The 18,470-nt window shown below is 40.3% G+C and carries 16 protein-coding genes; 14 read left to right on the top strand and 2 right to left on the bottom strand.

Features of this window, described 5'->3' with window-relative positions:
• The coding region (locus AAC037_RS03400; RefSeq protein WP_339901650.1) for a 1-acyl-sn-glycerol-3-phosphate acyltransferase at positions 1-921 on the bottom strand (921 nt) is incomplete at its 3' end.
• Between the two features lie 118 nt (positions 922-1,039).
• On the opposite strand from AAC037_RS03400, the gene AAC037_RS03405 reads away from it, so the two are divergent.
• From AAC037_RS03405 to ftsZ, 14 genes are all read left to right on the top strand, one after another.
• Complete coding sequence (locus AAC037_RS03405; RefSeq protein ID WP_339901674.1) at positions 1,040-2,014, top strand: polyprenyl synthetase family protein; 975 nt, start codon at positions 1,040-1,042, stop codon at positions 2,012-2,014.
• A 326-nt stretch (positions 2,015-2,340) separates the two neighbouring features.
• Positions 2,341-2,790, top strand: a complete 450-nt coding sequence (mraZ, locus tag AAC037_RS03410) for a division/cell wall cluster transcriptional repressor MraZ (protein WP_339901652.1) — start codon at positions 2,341-2,343, stop codon at positions 2,788-2,790.
• On the top strand, positions 2,783-3,688 hold the full coding sequence (rsmH, locus tag AAC037_RS03415; protein WP_339901654.1) for a 16S rRNA (cytosine(1402)-N(4))-methyltransferase RsmH: 906 nt from the start codon (positions 2,783-2,785) through the stop codon (positions 3,686-3,688). Before mraZ ends, rsmH begins: the two co-directional genes overlap by 8 nt.
• A 2-nt stretch (positions 3,689-3,690) precedes the next feature.
• Positions 3,691-4,071 (top strand): FtsL-like putative cell division protein, encoded by a 381-nt coding sequence (locus AAC037_RS03420; protein WP_339901655.1) that lies wholly within the window; start codon positions 3,691-3,693, stop codon positions 4,069-4,071.
• Positions 4,068-6,176, top strand: a complete 2,109-nt coding sequence (locus AAC037_RS03425; RefSeq protein ID WP_339901657.1) for a penicillin-binding protein — start codon at positions 4,068-4,070, stop codon at positions 6,174-6,176. The genes AAC037_RS03420 and AAC037_RS03425 overlap by 4 nt, the downstream gene beginning before the upstream one ends.
• The gene (locus AAC037_RS03430; protein WP_339901659.1) at positions 6,173-7,639 is read left to right on the top strand and encodes a UDP-N-acetylmuramoyl-L-alanyl-D-glutamate--2,6-diaminopimelate ligase; all 1,467 of its coding nucleotides are present in this window, start codon (positions 6,173-6,175) and stop codon (positions 7,637-7,639) included. The genes AAC037_RS03425 and AAC037_RS03430 overlap by 4 nt, the downstream gene beginning before the upstream one ends.
• Before the next feature lies 1 nt (position 7,640).
• Positions 7,641-8,852, top strand: coding sequence for a phospho-N-acetylmuramoyl-pentapeptide-transferase (gene mraY, locus AAC037_RS03435; protein WP_339901660.1), 1,212 nt, complete (start codon positions 7,641-7,643; stop codon positions 8,850-8,852).
• The gene (gene murD, locus AAC037_RS03440; protein ID WP_339901662.1) at positions 8,853-10,205 is read left to right on the top strand and encodes a UDP-N-acetylmuramoyl-L-alanine--D-glutamate ligase; all 1,353 of its coding nucleotides are present in this window, start codon (positions 8,853-8,855) and stop codon (positions 10,203-10,205) included. It abuts the gene before it with no gap.
• The gene (locus AAC037_RS03445; protein ID WP_339901664.1) at positions 10,198-11,367 is read left to right on the top strand and encodes an FtsW/RodA/SpoVE family cell cycle protein; all 1,170 of its coding nucleotides are present in this window, start codon (positions 10,198-10,200) and stop codon (positions 11,365-11,367) included. Before murD ends, AAC037_RS03445 begins: the two co-directional genes overlap by 8 nt.
• 4 nt (positions 11,368-11,371) lie before the next feature.
• Entirely contained in the window at positions 11,372-12,484 is a 1,113-nt protein-coding gene (gene murG, locus AAC037_RS03450) for an undecaprenyldiphospho-muramoylpentapeptide beta-N-acetylglucosaminyltransferase (protein ID WP_339901666.1), read from the top strand.
• Positions 12,481-13,881, top strand: coding sequence for a UDP-N-acetylmuramate--L-alanine ligase (gene murC / locus AAC037_RS03455; RefSeq protein WP_339901668.1), 1,401 nt, complete (start codon positions 12,481-12,483; stop codon positions 13,879-13,881). Before murG ends, murC begins: the two co-directional genes overlap by 4 nt.
• A complete protein-coding gene (locus AAC037_RS03460; RefSeq protein WP_339901670.1) occupies positions 13,868-14,635 on the top strand; it encodes a cell division protein in 768 nt (255 codons plus the stop codon). Before murC ends, AAC037_RS03460 begins: the two co-directional genes overlap by 14 nt.
• A gap of 11 nt (positions 14,636-14,646) precedes the next feature.
• Positions 14,647-15,963, top strand: a complete 1,317-nt coding sequence (ftsA, locus tag AAC037_RS03465; protein ID WP_339901671.1) for a cell division protein FtsA — start codon at positions 14,647-14,649, stop codon at positions 15,961-15,963.
• A 47-nt stretch (positions 15,964-16,010) separates the two neighbouring features.
• Positions 16,011-17,615, top strand: coding sequence for a cell division protein FtsZ (gene ftsZ / locus AAC037_RS03470; RefSeq protein ID WP_339901672.1), 1,605 nt, complete (start codon positions 16,011-16,013; stop codon positions 17,613-17,615).
• 3 nt (positions 17,616-17,618) lie between these two features.
• Here the strand turns inward: ftsZ and AAC037_RS03475 are convergent, their stop codons facing one another.
• Entirely contained in the window at positions 17,619-18,143 is a 525-nt protein-coding gene (locus AAC037_RS03475; RefSeq protein ID WP_339901673.1) for an NAD(P)H-dependent oxidoreductase, read from the bottom strand.
• Positions 18,144-18,470 lie beyond the last annotated feature (327 nt).

The following is an 18,470-nucleotide window of genomic DNA, read 5'->3' on the forward strand; positions in this document are numbered from 1 at the left end:
CCCTTTCTGATAGTTTGAACGTTGTGCTTCAATAGCTGTACTAAGCAAACCAAGTTTAACCTTGGATTCAATATTTCCGCTTCGTGAACGTGTTCCTCCGGGAAAAAAGAGACTGTGACAGCCAAATTGAATGGCTTCTCTGGAATACGTTTTTAAAGTTTCAAGGTAGATTTGATTCTTCTTCCTCCTGTCCACTTTATAGGCACCTAAGGCATTCATAAAGTAGGCAAAAATCCCTATATTGAAGAGGTTTAATCCCGCACCATAAATAAATGGGGGCAATCCCAAGGTACTAATGGTCCAACCAATTAAAATGCTATCTAAATTACTAAAGTGAGTAGGCACCATAACAATGGTACCCTTAGATGCCAAATCTCTTATTTGATCAGTCTCTCCAATGATTTGAATTTTATCCTGAAGCCTGTATTGGTTACTAAAAATGGATTTGAAACCTTTAACTCTCGAAGTATTCAATAAACGGGAAAAGCCAAAGGAGACCAGCCTCCTTGTCAATTTGTAATGGCTGTGTTTAAAATTGCTTGCTATTTCTTCAGCATACCTGGTGGTGATGCGAGTTAACACTTCATAATACCGGGCTTTCTTTTTTTGATCATCAAGCTGTTGGTCGGCATCCATGGCCAGAAGAGAGGCCTTTACTTCCGCCCAAAATTCCTCTTCATCTTCCGGGTCTACTGCCCAGGAATTCTGTTTGATCCTCATCCTTTCTCTAAAAAGAGTGACTTCAAGCCCTTCTTTTATTGCCGGTAACTGGTTGCCGGTAAGCCCTTTAATATTTCTAACACTAGACCCCACTACCTGTTGGATAAATGCTTTGCGGCTTTTACTTAATTTTACCACAGGCCATTCATCCTTCTTCGGAAGTATCGGTTCATACTGGTGTTTGATATAGTCGTCGGTCAAGTTTATGTAGTTTAGTTGATCAAAGATAACCAAAAATAGAATTCATTTGCAGAATTATCATTTGACCGGCTTTGTCAATGGTGGAATAGATTGTATTATTGCAACATCTAAAGCTCAAATGAATCAAGATTTAAAGCAGATACAAGCCCCGATAGCCACCGAGATGGCCGATTTTGAAAAGAAATTTCGCACTTTCATGCAAAGTAAAGTGAAATTATTGGATCATATCACACAGTATATCGTCCGAAGAAAGGGAAAACAGATGCGTCCGATGTTTGTTTTCTTGACGGCTGGAGTGAGTGGTTCGATTTCAGAATCTACCTACCGAGGTGCCGCTTTAATCGAGTTATTGCATACAGCCACCCTTGTGCATGATGATGTGGTGGATGATGCTAATTATAGACGAGGATTTTTCTCTATCAATGCCTTATGGAAAAATAAAATTGCTGTTTTGGTAGGAGATTATCTCTTATCAAGGGGTCTACTATTGAGTGTAGACAATGGTGATTTTGACCTACTTAAGATTGTTTCCAATGCGGTTAAGGAAATGAGCGAAGGTGAACTTTTACAAATCTCAAAAGCCAGAAAGCTTGACATTACTGAAGAGGTTTACTACACAATCATCCGTCAAAAAACGGCCAGCCTTATTGCCTCTTGTTGTGCAGTGGGCGCTGCCACCACCGGGTCAAGCGAAGAAAACATCGAAAAAATGCGGCTTTTCGGAGAAAAAGTAGGCATGGCTTTTCAAATCAAGGATGACCTTTTTGACTATGGGGAAGATGTGGTTGGAAAACCTGTTGGAATAGACATTAAGGAGAAAAAAATGACCCTCCCCCTTATCTATGCCTTGCAAAATGCTTCTTGGGTAGACAGAAAAAAAATAATTTACAAAATCAGGAATAAGAGTGAGAACAAAGGGACGATCAACGAAATTATAGATTTTGTAAAAAAATCCGGTGGACTTGAATATGCACAGAAAATAATGAACAATTATTATCAAGAAGCATTGGCCCTCTTGGAAAACTTTCCCGAGTCTCCTTTCAAAAATTCTTTGACAACACTGGTGACCTATACCATTGAAAGGAAAAAATAAGGTTTAAAGCCCCTTTATCCTAAAAAAACTGAAAACTTACGGGAATTCCTCCCACTTTGAGGCTTAGTAAATTTCTTATCAATTTATAAGTTCGGAACTTCCTTAAAATCCGACCTAAATTACATATAACTTAGGATTACCCCCTATTAACGGCTGATTTTTAGCCAATTGCAAGCACCCACCAATGCTTTTATTTTTTTGTAAAATAATTGTGTTTCTAGTTAGTTTTGGATACTTTTATAGCAATGTGGTAAAAAGTGGGGCAAAGTGGTAAAAAGTGTTTAGCTATTTACTACTTTTGTAATCAATTAGCAGGAAGATCAGATATGGCATCATTCACCGGTGAGTTTGAGTGTAAACTAGATGCCAAGGGCAGGTTGGTTTTGCCTTCAAAAATGAAGGCATTAATACCTGAATCCTTGGGTCAGGAGATGATGCTGCGCAAAGGTTTGGAGCCATGTCTTGAATTGATCCCAATGGTCGAAGTAAAGAAAGACCATAACAAACTTGCTAGCCTAGACGACACAGATGATGAGGTAAGGTTTTTCAAGAGATCTTTTTTTAGAAGAGAATCTCCGGTAGACTTAGATGCCACAGGTAGATTTGTTATCAGCAAAACCATGTTACGTCACGCTAAACTGGAAAAGGAAGCCATTGTGATCGGCATAGGAACAAAGATTGAGATTTGGAACCCGGAATGTTATGATGAGTTCATGGGTAAAGAGGAAGAAAAATTCAGTGATTTAAACAAAAAGTTCTTAGGTAGAAGTGCATAATACAGCATATCATATTCCCGTAATGCTTGAGGAATGCCTTTCAGGGTTAAACATTAACCCCAATGGCATCTACGTAGACCTGACCTTTGGCGGGGGAGGGCATTCTCGTGGGATTTTGAAAATGCTGGACAAGGGACACTTGTATGGTTTTGATCAGGATCCTGATGCAGAAAAAAATGCTCCGGATGATGAAAACTTTACTTTTGTCATGGCGAATTTTCGTGATTTACGTCGGTACTTAAAAATATATGGCATAGATAAAGTAGATGGTATTTTGGCAGATTTGGGAGTTTCTTCTCATCAAATAGACGAGCCTTCAAGGGGTTTTTCCACAAGATTTGAGGGGAAACTAGACATGCGGATGAGTCAATCAGGCGATCTTTCTGCTGCCAGTATTTTGAACACCTATGATGAGCAATCTCTTCATAAGATTTTCGGTATTTACGGGGAAATAAAAAATGCCAAAACCCTTGCCAGAGCTATTGTCTCCACCAGAGCCAATACACCTTTTGAATCCATTCAGGAATTTAAAAATTTGTTGGACAAATATGCTCCCCGAGGAAAATATGCTAAATATTCAGCTCAGGTATTTCAGGCATTGCGGATAGAAGTAAATCAGGAAATGATTGCGTTGGAAGAGATGCTTGAACAAAGTACAAATTTGTTAAAAAAAGACGGGAGATTGGTCATCATGAGTTATCATTCCCTGGAGGACCGTTTGGTTAAAAACATCATCACCAAAGGAAAACTTCATGGTGAACTTGAAAAAGATTTTTATGGCAACCCTGTCCGACCACTTGAGCCGGTCAGTAGAAAGCCAATCATAGCAGCTCAGGAAGAAATAGAAACCAATAAAAGAGCAAGAAGTGCCAAGTTGAGAATCGCTAAAAAACTTTGATCATGGGAAGAAATACATTCAAAAAGCCGATTAAGTCCTCCCGGGAACAAAAAAAATCAAAATTCAACCCTTTTGCTTTTATAGAGCAAAAGCTTGATATGCGTTCGATCGTGGGAGAAAATGTTCCAATAAAATTGGTTCTCCCCCTGCTGTATGCTTCTTTTTTGGCCATGTTTTATATATGGAGTAATTATAAAGCAGAAAATACCATCAGAAAAATAGATCGACTCCAACAAGAAGTAGAAGACCTTCGGGCCGATGTTACCACCTTGGAAGCAGAATACATGTATGCAAGCAAACAGTCTGAAGTAGCGAAGAAAATTCAGCCCCTAGGCATCATAGAAATTGAAGAACCGCCTCAGAAATTAATATTGGAAAAGTGAACATTAAAAAATCCATATTGCTCCGTGTAAGGCTTTCCTTTTTGGCAGTAACACTTATTGCCATTTCTATTTTTTATAGAATTGGTGTAATACAAGTTGTTGAGGGTGACAAGTGGGCACAATTGTCTGAGGAAATCAATTTGCAATACCGGCCGGTAAAAGCCACCAGGGGAAATATCTATGGTGCAGAGGGTAGCCTTTTGGCTACGAGCCTTCCTTTTTATAGAGTGGCTCTCGATCCTTCCATTGATAAAAGCCCTGACTGGAAATCAAGTGTAGACTCACTTTCCAGAAACCTGGCTGCCTTCTACAAGGACCGGTCTGCGAATGCTTACAAAAGAATGATTCTAGACGCTCGGAATGATGGTAAAAAGTACTTGATTCTTAATAGGAGACAAATAAACTATCAAGAAAAATTGACCATGTCCACTTGGCCCATCTTTAAAAAAGGAAGAATGGGAGGTGGTGTTATATTCGAGAAGATTGACAAACGATATCGTCCATTTAAAAATTTAGCCGGAAGAACAGTAGGCTTTTTAAATGAAGATCAGTATGGAGCGGGTTTGGAATACAGTTTTAATGAATATTTACAGGGAAGAAACGGAGAAGCTTTGTTTCAAAAGATCGTTGGTGGAAGTTGGAAGCCTCTACATGATGCAGATGACATCAAACCTACGGATGGCTTTGACATAGTCACCACCCTAGACGTCAATATTCAGGATGTAGCAGAATCTGTGCTATTAAAACAGCTTATCAACAAAGATGCTGCCTTCGGCTCAGTGATTGTAATGGAAGTAGCCACCGGGCATATTAAAGCCATTGCCAATTTGGAGAAAAACAAACAGTCTTACGGTTATGGTGAATATTACAATTATGCCGTAGGAGAACAAGGATTGACAGAGCCGGGATCCACTTTCAAGTTGCTATCAATGATGGCCTTGTTGGAAGAAGGCAAGATCAACTTAAACGACAGTGTGGATACCGGAAATGGCAGTTATAAATTTTACGATCGGTACATGAGAGATGCCAAACGTGGTGGCTATGGCATGCTAAGTATTCGGGAAGTATTTGAAAAATCATCAAATGTTGGCATCTCTAAGTTGGTAGATGGACATTTTGGTCATCAGCCCCAAAGATTTATCGATTATATAGAAAAAGTAAAGCTTGACAAACCTCTTGGGTTTCAACTTAAAGGTGAGGGTATCCCCTATTTCAAGCATCCTGATGATAAAAATTGGTACGGTACCACCTTGCCTTGGATGTCTATTGGTTATGAAATTAAAATCACTCCACTGCAGACGCTAACCTTATACAATGCCGTTGCCAATGGAGGGAGAATGGTAAAACCAATGATTGTGCAACAAATCTCAAGAGGCAATAGCATTGAAGAAGAATTTGAAACTGAAACATTGACTAAAAGTATTGCCTCCAAAAAAACGATCAATACTCTTCAGGATCTTCTCAAAGGAGTGGTTGAAAAAGGTACCGCTAGAAATATTTCTACCGAGACTTATTCTATTGCGGGTAAGACGGGAACTGCACAGAAATTAATCAACGGCAGGTATACCCAAAAATATTACACTTCATTTGTAGGTTATTTTCCTGCAGAAAAACCTAAATACAGCGCCATAGTGGTCATTGATAGCCCCAAAGGTTTCAATGCTTATGGTGGGGATATTTCGGCTCCGGTTTTTAAGGAAATTGCAGATAAAATTTATGCACAAGACATGAACATCCAGCAAATTGAAAATAAGGATGAAAATATTCAACATGCAGACAATGGGGAATTCCCTTATATCAAAGCCGGGAAAGCTGCTGAGTTGCAAATGATCTGCAACAGCATGGGTATATCCAACCATTATTCAGGCAGTGAAACCTGGGTAAAATCGAGTATTTCCAACAAGTCCATTCAATGGGTTGGTAATACAGTCGAAAAACCCTTGGTACCTGATGTTACCGGCATGACCTTAAGAGATGCCTTATATATTTTAGAAAACAAAGGGCTGAGAGTGCAATTTTCAGGTTCAGGAAGAGTTAGCGCTCAATCCTTATCCAAAGGCACTCCCTTTAAAAATGACCAAATCATAAAATTATCATTGAGTTGAGCCAACAGTTAAAGGACATATTGTACAAAGTCTCCCTAGTCTCCACCAAAGGAAATATGGAAGTAATGGTCAGCCAATTGACATTTGATAGTAGGAATGTCAACTTGGGTGCTGTTTTCATTGCCATACGTGGGACGCAGGTAGACGGTCATGCTTATATAGAGAAGGCAATTGAAAAAGGGGCCAAGGCGATAGTATGTGAGCAGCTCCCGGAAAGCCTGGTGGATGACGTCAGCTATGTTCAGGTAATTGATGCAGCAAAATCTTTGGGATTAATGGCTAGCAACTTTTATGATCACCCTTCTGAAAAAATAAAAGTTGTTGCCGTTACGGGTACCAATGGTAAAACAACCACGGTTACTTTGTTGCATCAATTGTATACAGAAATGGGTTATTCTGCCGGCTTGATTTCCACGGTTGAGAATAAAATAAAGGATAAAATTATTCCTGCAAGCCACACTACTCCTGATGTGATTTCTATCAATGAATTACTAGTGGAGATGCTGAATGAAGGTTGTTCTCATTGCTTTATGGAAGCGAGTTCACATGCCATCGTTCAGGAAAGAACTGCCGGACTAAGGTTTGCAGGCGCCTTATTTACTAACCTCTCCCATGATCATTTGGATTATCACGGTGACTTCAGTCATTATATCTCAGCCAAGAAAAAATTATTTGATGAGTTGCCGAAAGAAGCTTTTGCTCTTGTCAATGCGGATGACAAAAGAGGTTTGGTGATGGTGCAAAACTCCAAAGCAAAAAAATACACTTTTGCTTTGAAATACCCTGCGGACTTTAAAGCCCGTATCATTGACAATTCCATACAAGGGTTGGAGATGGACTTGGATGGGAAGCCTGTATGGTTCAGGCTTTCCGGAGAATTCAATGCCTATAATCTTTTGGGAGTTTTGGGTGTAGCCCAATTGTTAGGGGAAAATGAAGATGAGGTCTTGCGGCAGCTATCCATGCTAAAAGGCGCTGTAGGTAGATTTGACCTTATTGTGCAAGGAGGTATCACAGCCATAATAGATTATGCCCACACACCCGATGCCTTGGAGAATGTATTGAAAACCATCCAAAAACTGAGAACCGGAACAGAGACCCTCATCACAGTAATAGGCTGTGGAGGCAATCGGGACAAGAGCAAAAGACCTATCATGGCTAAAATTGCATGTAAATTTAGTGAGAAGGTCATCCTTACTTCTGACAATCCACGGGACGAAGAGCCAATGACCATCATACATGAAATGGAAGAAGGATTAAGCCCCATAGACCAAAGTAAAATATTGTCAATGGAAGACAGAAAGTCAGCTATTAAAACCGCTTGCCACCTTTCTAAACCGGGAGATATCGTGCTGATTGCAGGAAAAGGTCATGAAACCTACCAAGAAATAAAAGGGGTGAAACATCCCTTTGACGATAAAAAAATAGTGAGTGAATTTTTAAAGCTTTTATCCAGGGATTAAGATGCTATACCACCTTTTTGACTATATCGACCAAACTTTTGATTTGCCCGGAGCAGGTGTATTCAAGTACATCTCCTTTAGGGCAGGCATGGCCGCATTGGTTTCCCTGCTAATCACCATTACCCTTGGAAAAACCATTATCGATTGGATAAGGAAAAAATCGATTGGAGAAACGGTAAGAGAGCTTGGGCTTCAGGGCCAACTTGAAAAAAAGGGCACACCTACCATGGGAGGAATCATGATCATGGCTGCCATAGTAATCCCTACCCTTTTGTTTGCTGATATCTACAATGTATACATTATCCTTTTGCTGGTGACTACACTTTGGTTGGGAGGAATTGGCTTTTTGGATGATTATATCAAGGTTTTTAGAAAAAACAAAGAAGGTTTGGCCGGTAAATTTAAGATTGTAGGCCAGGTTAGCATAGGAATTATCGTTGGTATCACCTTATACTTCCATGAAGATGTGGTGATTAGGGAATTTCAGGAAAGTGTATCTATTGAAGAAGGAGTTGTTGCTACCCCTTCCTATGAAGATGTGAAATCCATGAAAACGACCATACCATTTCTCAAAAACAATGAGCTCAATTATGATGTGGTTTTCGGATTCTTGGGAGACAATTTTACACCAATATTGTATATCATCCTTGTGATCTTTGTGGTAACGGCCGTTTCTAACGGAGCCAACATAACAGATGGAATTGATGGTTTGGCAGCAGGAACATCGGCCATAATTGGACTAACTATTGCCATATATGCCTATATCAGTGGAAATGTCACTTTTTCCCAATACTTAAATGTGATGTTTATCCCTTATTCGGGTGAACTGGTGGTTTTCTGCTCTGCCTTTGTGGGAGCATGCGTAGGCTTTTTATGGTACAATTCTTACCCGGCACAAGTTTTTATGGGTGACACCGGAAGCCTAATGATTGGAGGAGTAATCGCCGTGTTATCCCTCACTTTAAGAAAAGAATTACTACTTCCTGTATTGTGTGGCATATTTCTTATTGAATTACTTTCAGTCATAATTCAGGTCAGTTATTTTAAATATACCAAGAAAAAATTTGGTGAAGGCAAAAGGGTCTTTTTGATGTCCCCATTGCACCACCACTATCAAAAAATGAATATTCCTGAAGCAAAGATTACCGTAAGGTTTTGGATTTTGGGAATCTTGTTTGCGATCATGGCATTGGCAACATTAAAGTTAAGGTAAATGCAGAAGACAGTTATTTTAGGCTCCGGTGAAAGTGGCTTTGGCGCTGCTTTATTGGCCCATAAGCATGGGCACAGGGTTTTTGTGTCTGATGCAGGAAAGATTGCTGCTGACAAAAAGAAGACCTTTAATGAAAAAAAGATCGCTTTTGAAGAAGGACAGCATAGCATCAACCTTCTTTTGGATGCGCAAACGGTCATCAAATCCCCGGGTATACCATTTAGTGCTCCTCTAGTTGTGAAGCTAATGGCGGCAGGTATTCCTGTGATAGATGAACTGGAGTTTGCTTATCGCTTTTCAAAAGGGAAAGTAATTGCCATTACAGGTACCAATGGAAAAACCACCACATCCTTACTCATTTATCACATGATGAAAAGTGCTGGAATGGATGTAGGACTAGGGGGAAACGTTGGACAAAGCTGGGCCTTGCAATTAGTGGATACAGATCATAGCTGGTGGGTGTTAGAAGTAAGTAGTTTTCAAATTGAAGGTTTTATTAAATTAAAGCCTTCCATAGCGGTGCTATTGAATATTAGCCCGGACCATCTGGACAGGTATCATTATTCTCTTGAAGAATATGCAGCAGCAAAAATGAAGCTTACCGACAAGATGGATGCACAAGATCATTTCATATTCTTTGAGCCTGACATCAACATCTCGGAGGCCATGAAAAGCCAAAAAGGCAAGCCAAAAAAGGTTCCAATCGGACTTGAAAAACTTAAGGGGACTAAGGGATACATTGAAGGTGATCAATTGAATTTAAAAATAAATGGACTTACTTGGTCTTGGCCTACCCATGAAATGGTGCTTAAAGGAGAACATAATTTTATCAATTCTCTCGCAGCAACAATGTGCGTATTATTAGCGGGAGTCGAAATGGAAAAAATCGGTCCCTCACTCAAAGATTTTGTCAATGCATCCCATAGAATGGAACAGGTTGCCACCATAAAGGGAATAAAGTTTATCAATGACAGTAAAGGCACCAATGTTGATGCTACGGCATTTGCCCTTGGGGCTTTTCAGGAACCAATCATCTGGATTGCCGGCGGCGTGGACAAAGGAAATGATTATCAGTTGCTGGAGGACAAAGTTATTGATCATGTCAAGCTGCTGATCTGTTTGGGTAAGGACAACGAAAAGCTGAAGATTGCTTTTTCCGGGAAAATACCACGCATTTTAACTACTGAAGATATCAGAGAAGCGGTGCAGTGGTCATTGGAAAATGGGAGTGCAGGAGATGTGGCCTTACTATCTCCGGCATGTGCCAGTTTTGACTTGTTCAACAATTATGAGGACAGAGGGGATCAATTCAAGGAGGCCGTAATTACATTAAAAAAAAATATAAATGATTAAAGTAAAAATCTGGCTAGAAGACAATTTAAAAGGCGACCCGGTAATCTGGGGAATCGTCTTGCTATTGTCTTTGATTAGTATCTTGGCTGTGTATTCAGCTACAGGTTCCCTTGCTTATAGAAAAATGGGAGGCAATACAGAAGTCTACCTTTTCAAGCACAGTGCCTTGATCTTTGCCAGTATAGTGGTTATGTGGGCCGTGCATAACATTCCTTATAAGTATTTCTCAAAGTTGAGCCTTTTTGCACTTTGGGTAAGTGTTCCTTTGCTTATGATCACTTACCTCTTTGGATCTACTATTAATGAGGCCAACAGATGGCTTACTGTTCCTATTATCAATCAAGCCTTTCAGCCATCCGATTTGGCAAAACTGGCACTTATTTCTGCCGTAGCAGGCATGTTGGCAAAAAGGCAAAGAAGGATTACAGATATTAAAGGAACATTTATCCCGATTATCATTTGGATAGGCACCATTTGTTTGCTCATTGCCATAGCCAATATGTCTACAGCTGTCATGTTACTGTCCACATGTCTATTGCTTATGTTTATTGGTCGTGTTCCCTTAAAATATCTTTTGGTCGTATGTATGGTAGGTGCCTTAGTGCTTACCACGGCCATTTTAATGGGGCAAAGAGGTGGGGTTTTCTTTTCAAGGATTGAAAGATTCATGAATGACGATCCTGCAGAGATCCCTTTTCAAGCGAAGCATTCTTATATAGCCATTGCCACGGGAGGTATTTCGGGCAAAGGTCCGGGAAACAGTGAACAAAGGAACATTCTTCCCCACCCTTATTCAGATTTTATATATGCCATCATCGTGGAAGAATACGGCATGATTGGAGGCGGTTTTGTCCTTTTTCTTTACCTGGCATTGCTCTATCGCGGCATGCGTGTAGTTGCCATATCTACCAGACCATTTGGCGGCTTGTTATCGGCAGGTTTGAGCTTCTCACTGGTCATTCAAGCCATGATTAATATGGGAGTAGCGGTGGGACTGGTACCCATTACAGGTTTACCATTGCCCATGGTGAGTATGGGAGGAACCTCCTTAATATTCACAGGCATTTCACTTGGTATTATATTGAGTATTAGCAGGGGTGATCATGAAGATGCCTTTATAAATGAACAAAAATCGGTTCCTAGAAAAGTTAAAGTAGCTTGAAACATTGAATAAAGCTGAAGAAACATATCGAATCATTATTAGCGGAGGTGGCACCGGTGGCCATATCTATCCTGCCATTGCTATTGCCAAGGCATGGAATGAAAAATACCCCGAAAGTGAAGTCTTATTTGTGGGTGCTGAAGGAAAGATGGAAATGCAAAAAGTTCCTGAGGCAGGCTATAGAATAGAAGGCTTAAGGATAGCGGGGATCCAGCGGAGGTTGACTTTAGAGAACTTAAACTTTCCTTTTAAATTATTAGGCAGTTTACAAAAAGCCAAAAAACTTATAAAAAATTTTAAACCGCATTTGGTGGTAGGTGTTGGAGGGTATGCAAGTGGTCCTGTACTCTTTATGGCACAGCGTAAGGGACTTCCCACGCTGATCCAAGAGCAAAACAGTTATGCGGGCTTGACGAATAAATTACTGGCTAAAAATGCTGAAGCCATCTGTGTAGCCTACCCTGAAATGGGGCGTTACTTTCCGGCTTCAAAAATCAAATACACAGGAAATCCGGTAAGGAAAGACATCTTGGCTGTAGCAGATAAAAGGGAAAAAGCTTTGGCTCATTTTGGCCTTAAGCCTGATCAACCCATCCTCCTCTCTATTGGAGGGAGTTTGGGTGCCAAAACCCTCAACCAAGCCTTGCTTCATTCAATGGAAGATTTTGAATCCAAAGGCTACCAAGTGCTTTGGCAAACAGGTAAATACTATTATGAAAAAGTAATGGGGCAAGTAAAGGATGCCGAAGTAAAAGGTATTTATCCTTTGAAGTTTATCAAGGAAATGGATTTGGCTTACGCCGCAGCAGACGTGGTGATTTCACGATCCGGCGCCTTATCCGTCTCTGAACTAAGTTTGGTGGGAAAACCTGTAATTTTCGTTCCATCTCCGAACGTAGCAGAGGACCATCAAACTAAAAATGCCATGGCATATGTTTCTCAAAATGCCGCTTTGCTCTTGAAGGATGATCAAGCCATTGACCAATTGGGATCCATGGTACATTCATTGCTAGAAAACCAAGAAAAGCGAGACCAGTTGTCTCAAGCCATAAAAAATCTGGCCAAGCCTGAGGCAGCCAAGGATATTGTTAAAGTAATGGAAGAATTGATCCAATGAATTTAAAAAACTTACATAGCGTCTTTTTTCTAGGTATAGGAGGTATAGGAATGAGTGCCATTGCCAGGTGGTTCAATCATATTGGAGTACCCGTTTACGGCTACGACAAAACTCCATCACCTCTTACAGAAACCCTATCTCAGGAAGGGATGCAAATTGTATATACTGATGGGGTTGAAACCCTGCCAGAAGCATTTAAGACTTCCGGAGCCGACAAACTAATCGTATGGACTCCGGCTGTACCTCAAAGCAGCGCTTTGTACAAATTCTTTGACAACAATGGGTTTGTCATTAAAAAGCGGGCGGCAGTACTGGGACTGATTACTAGAAACATGGAATCGGTGGCCATAGCAGGCACCCATGGGAAAACCACAACTTCTTCCATGGTAGCACACTTGCTAAAAAATTCAGGTCACAATACGGCTGCTTTTTTAGGCGGTCTGACGCAAAATTATAGCAACAACTTAATCCTTCACGATGAGGGTAGTACTGAATCTCCGGTGGTAGTAGTGGAAGCAGATGAATTTGATCGTTCCTTTCTTCACCTCCACCCTGACTTAAGCATTGTCACCAGTATTGATCCTGATCATTTAGATATTTATGGTGATGCCGAACAACTGAAAGAGGGATTTGCTTCTTTTATCAGGCTTACCCATCCCGATGGGAAATTAATCATTCACCAAGATGCCTATCAAAAAATAAGTCATGCAGACTTGGGGGCAGCACAAGTCTATCAATACAGCTTGGAATCAGGAAATATTCATGCTGACAATATTAAGGTAGGCACAGGGACATTTTCTTTTGACTATGTGGCCGAAGGAATTAGGATTGACGGTTTGGAATTGAGTGTTCCGGGCTTTCATAATATTGAAAACGCTTTGGCGGCAGTAGCTGTAGCCATTCATTACGGACTTTCAAAAGAAGCTATAATTGAGGGTATTGCCACTTATAAGGGGGTAAAGCGAAGATTTGAAAAGATTTGCACGAATGAACATATTACTTATATAGACGATTATGCGCATCATCCGGAGGAGATTAAAGCATTTTTGCTTTCCATCAGGGCCATGTACCCGGATAAAAAAGTAACGGCTGTATTTCAGCCCCATTTGTTTACCAGGACTCGTGATTTCGCGGAAGGCTTTTCAGAAAGCTTGTCGATAGCAGATACCGTAATACTATTGGACATCTACCCAGCCAGAGAGCTACCTATTGAAGGAATAACTTCAGAGATGTTACTTCCTGCGATAACAAGCCCAAATAAGTTAGTGGTGAGCAAGAATAAATTATTGGATCATTTGGACCAGCACAAGCCTGAAGTATTGGTAACAATAGGTGCCGGTGATATTGATCGTTTGGTAAAACCAATTGAAAATTGGATAAAAAATGATAAAGCGTAAGGGATGGAAATTTAAAAAGTCCTTCCTGATGATATTGTTGGGGATGACATTGCTAGGGTTTATTGCTTTTACAGAGCATAAGACAGAAGAGCGTGCGCTTGCCAATCTCGACGTTTATGTAGAGGCTGTAAGCGATGTCTATTTTGTGGATGAACAAGAAGTCGCTGCCCTATTGACCAATGCTTTTCCCGCATTACTTGGCCATTCAATAAAAGGGAAAGTCTCCATTCATGAGGTGGAAAAAAAGGTAGAGGCGCATCCTTTTGTGAAGAAGGCTGAGGCATATGAAGATTTGAAAGGGACATTGATGGTAAAAGTAAGTCAACACGTTCCCATGGCCAGAATAGTCCGGCCTATGGCAGCAGATGGCTACATTAGTTCCTCGGGAAAAATACTTCCCACCTCATCCAATTATACCACTAGGGTTTTGATCCTAACCGGTAGAAAAGCTGAGGAATTATTAAAGGAAGGTGACCTTTCGGTAGAACACAAACCATTGTTGGAATTGATTAGGTTTATTAGTACAGACCCTTTCTGGTCTGCCCAAATAAGTGCTTTGGATTTGCTTGCCAATGGAGATATCAATATGCACCAGCAAGTAGGAAAACAGGTCATTGAATTTGGGAAGCCGGAAGAGATTGAATTAAAGTTTAGAAAAATCAAAACCTATTATAAGCAAATTCTTCCTGAAAAAGGATGGAATACTTATTCAAGGGTAAATGTAAAATATAAGGATCAAATTATTTGTGAATAATTGTTAGCGCTATGGAAAACGAAAAACTCATTGTAGGACTGGATATCGGCACCACGAAAATATGTGCCATTATAGGTCGAAAGAACGAATATGGTAAGCTAGAGGTGTTGGGAATGGGGAAAGCAGTTTCTGATGGCGTAATCAGGGGCATCGTTACCAACATAGACAAAACTGTCAATGCCATTACCAAAGCAGTAAATGAAGCCTCAGAAATGTCTAATGTAGACATTGGGGAAGTAATTGTAGGGATTGCGGGCCAACACATACGTAGCTCGATTCACCACGGTGTAATCATTAGAAGCCCTAATGATGAAGAAATAACAGTTGAGGATGTGCGCAGGTTGTCCAATGACATGGAAAACATAGTGGTACCTCCGGGAAACAGGATTATTCATGTAATGCCTCAGGACTATACCATAGATTATGAGGAAGGCATCAGGGACCCTGTGGGGATGTCCGGAGCACGAATGGAAGCTCATTTCCATATCATCACTGCTCAATCTGCCGCTATCAATAATATTGACCGATGTGTAAAACGTGCCAACCTACAATCCAAAGCTTTGATCCTTGAGCCTTTGGCAAGTTCTTTATCTGTGCTTAGCGACATGGATAAAGAAGCAGGAGTTTGCCTGGTAGACATTGGAGGCGGTACCACTGATGTTGCCATTTTTTATGACAATATTATTAGACATACGGCTGTAATACCATTTGGAGGAAATATAATTACCGCAGACATCAAAGAAGGCTGCATGGTGATGCAACATCAGGCAGAATTGCTGAAAACCAAATTTGGAAAAGCCATAGCGGAGGAAGCCAATCCAAATGAAATCGTATCGATACCGGGTTTGCGTAACAGGCCCCCTAAAGAAATTTCAGTTAAAAACCTTGCTTCAATCATTCAGGCAAGGATGGAAGAAATTGTGGAAATGGTCCAATCCGAGATTGCAACCAGTGGGGTGTACAAGAAACTGGCCGGAGGCATCGTATTGACCGGTGGAGGTTCTTTATTGCATGGAGTAGGACCACTTTTCGAATACATTACCGGATTAGACACCAGGATAGGTTATCCCAATGAACACCTAGGTAAATCTAAGGTAGAGGATGTGAAAAGTCCCATGTATGCAACCACGGTTGGCTTGGTATTGGCAGGTTTTAGAGGGCTGGATGACAGGGAGGACAATTACCGACAAAAAGAAAGCTTAAAACCTACTACAGGAAAGAAAAGTTTCCGTGTAGACCAAAGTGGAAGTGATATTTTCGGTTCAATTACCAAAAAGCTAAAGAGATTCATTACTGATGATATCGGAGACGAGTCCGAGAATTATTAATATCAGAAGTAAAAAATATATTCAATAGAGGAAAAATGTCAAGCATCATGAAAGATTATAAATTTGATATTCAAAAAAACCACCGGTCGATCATTAAGGTCATCGGTGTAGGAGGAGGTGGTTCCAACGCAGTGAATCACATGTTTAATCAGGGGATAAAGGATGTGGAATTTGTGGTAGTCAACACGGATTCTCAGGCTCTAAAAAGCAGTCCGGTTCCATTAAAACTTCAGATTGGAGCTCACCTGACCGAAGGATTAGGTGCAGGTGCCAATCCTGAAAGGGGAAAAAATGCTGCTCTGGAAAGCAAGGATGATATCAGAAAGCTTCTTGAGGACAATACGAAAATGGTATTTATCACAGCTGGTATGGGTGGTGGTACTGGTACCGGAGCAGCGCCGGTAATTGCAAAAATTGCCAAGGACATGGACATCCTCACAGTAGGTATTGTTACTGCCCCGTTCATCTTCGAGGGAAGAAAAAAAACATTTTCTGCCCAAGCAGGGATTGAATCTTTAAAGGAGAGTTGTGATACCGTTTTGGTAATCCTGAATGATAAATTACGCGACATTTATGGAAATTTACCGATTCGTCAGGCATTCGGTAAAGCAGATAATATATTGAGTACCGCGGCAAAATCCATCGCTGAAATCATCACAGAAACACAAGATGTTAACGTAGATTTCGAAGATGTAAAAACTGTGATGAAAGATGCCGGAGCTGCAGTGATGGGCTCAGCCATGGAAGGAGAAGGCAGGGCTATCAAAGCCGCTGAAAGAGCGATCTCTTCTCCATTACTCAACAATGTTGACATCAAAGGCGCAGAAAAAATTCTACTTTCCATCATGTCTGGAGAGGAAGAAGAATTGTCTATGGACGAGCTTGTGGAAATCACTGAATACATTCAGGAACGTGCAGGAGACATGGCTGATGTAATCTTTGGTCAAGGCATCGACCAAGACCTTAAGAAAGGAATTAGGGTTACTGTCATTGCTACGGGTTTTGAAACCAATTCCCTAGCTGATAAAGTCAATAGTAATAAAAAAGACGACAGTGAGACCAAAAAGGTAATTGATTTGGAGTCCGGTAAAACTTCTAAAGAAGAGGAAAACACAAGCCCCGGACAATCCGTATCTTTTACTGTACAACAATCTACCATACCTGCCCAGGAAACACCCCAAACAAAGGAGCCTGAGATCAATAATGTAACCCCAACAGAAAATCCTGCCAATGAGAAAACCAGGAAGGATGCTGCAGGTCCAGAGGATTCAGAAGATTTTGAATATGTAAGTCCCCAGCCCACAGCTGAGCCAAAAAAGGTTTTGTCCTTATTTGACAAACCCGAACCCAAACAAGAAGAGGCCAAGCAACCCGAAACGCAAACAATTAATCAATCTGATTATTTTGAGCAAATTAAGGCAAAAGCCCTAAAAAGAGCACATGATAGGTTTGAGAAATTGAGACATATGCGATCTGTAAACCAGACGCCGGAAGAATTTAAGGAAAAAATCGAAGTGCCGGCTTATTTAAGGAAAAAGGTGAAGCTTCAAGAGGTGCAACACAGCTCAGAAAGAAGTATTTCTAAATTCAACCTGAATGATGACAATGAAATCATAAGCAATAACAGGTTTTTGCATGACAATGTTGATTGACTTTTAAAAGTCAATCAACATTTTTGCTTGCTCATTCAATAAGGTCATATATAACCTGTTGGTAACATGTTCCTTTGACATATTTTCCTCTATTTTGGCCAATTTAATCTTGTTGGCCAGTACATGCATACCCAGGTAATTGAAGATATCGGTAAGGTGGCTAAGTGCAATGCCACCGCCTCCGATACCTGAAGAAATACCGACCAGAGCACATTTTTTTGAATTAAAGCTATTTGGGTAAGTCATGCCATCAATAAATGACTTTAGAATACCGGGAAATGAACCATTGTATTCTGGTACAATAAAAACAAACTTATCACCGCTTTTAATCTGATTGTGAATGGTATTGAAGGCTTTATTTTTACCATTGTGTTCATACAAGGCTGTGAAAACAAAATCTTCAGGAAGGTCTGCAAGGCTGATAACTTCTGCTTTGGCACCATGCTGAGCCAACAGTTGCTGATATATTTTGGCAATGATACCGGAAATCGCATTCTTACGGTTGGTCCCGACAATAATTTTAATCATACAAACTTATTTAATACAATATTACAATTGAGCTGCTTATAAAGTTTCTGTTTTTCCTGTTTTATTTTCAAAGCTAAACCTGATCATCCAAAGCTTTCCACTTTCCTTGAAGGGTGAATCAAATAAAAATTATTACAAAAGTCATTTCTTTTTTAAATCACTGAGTAGGAGCATTCTTATTGAAATCACCTTTTTGAGAAAGAAATATTTAAGGCTTATACCTATATTTACAGGGGTTACTTTTCAACTTTCACCTTCTCATCTTTTACATGTTTATGCATAACAAAGGTATTGAAACCAATTACTCAGACAAAATCAAGGCGTCGG

Source organism: uncultured Cyclobacterium sp., from assembly GCF_963976465.1.
In the GTDB taxonomy this organism is placed as follows: Bacteria; Bacteroidota; Bacteroidia; order Cytophagales; family Cyclobacteriaceae; genus Cyclobacterium.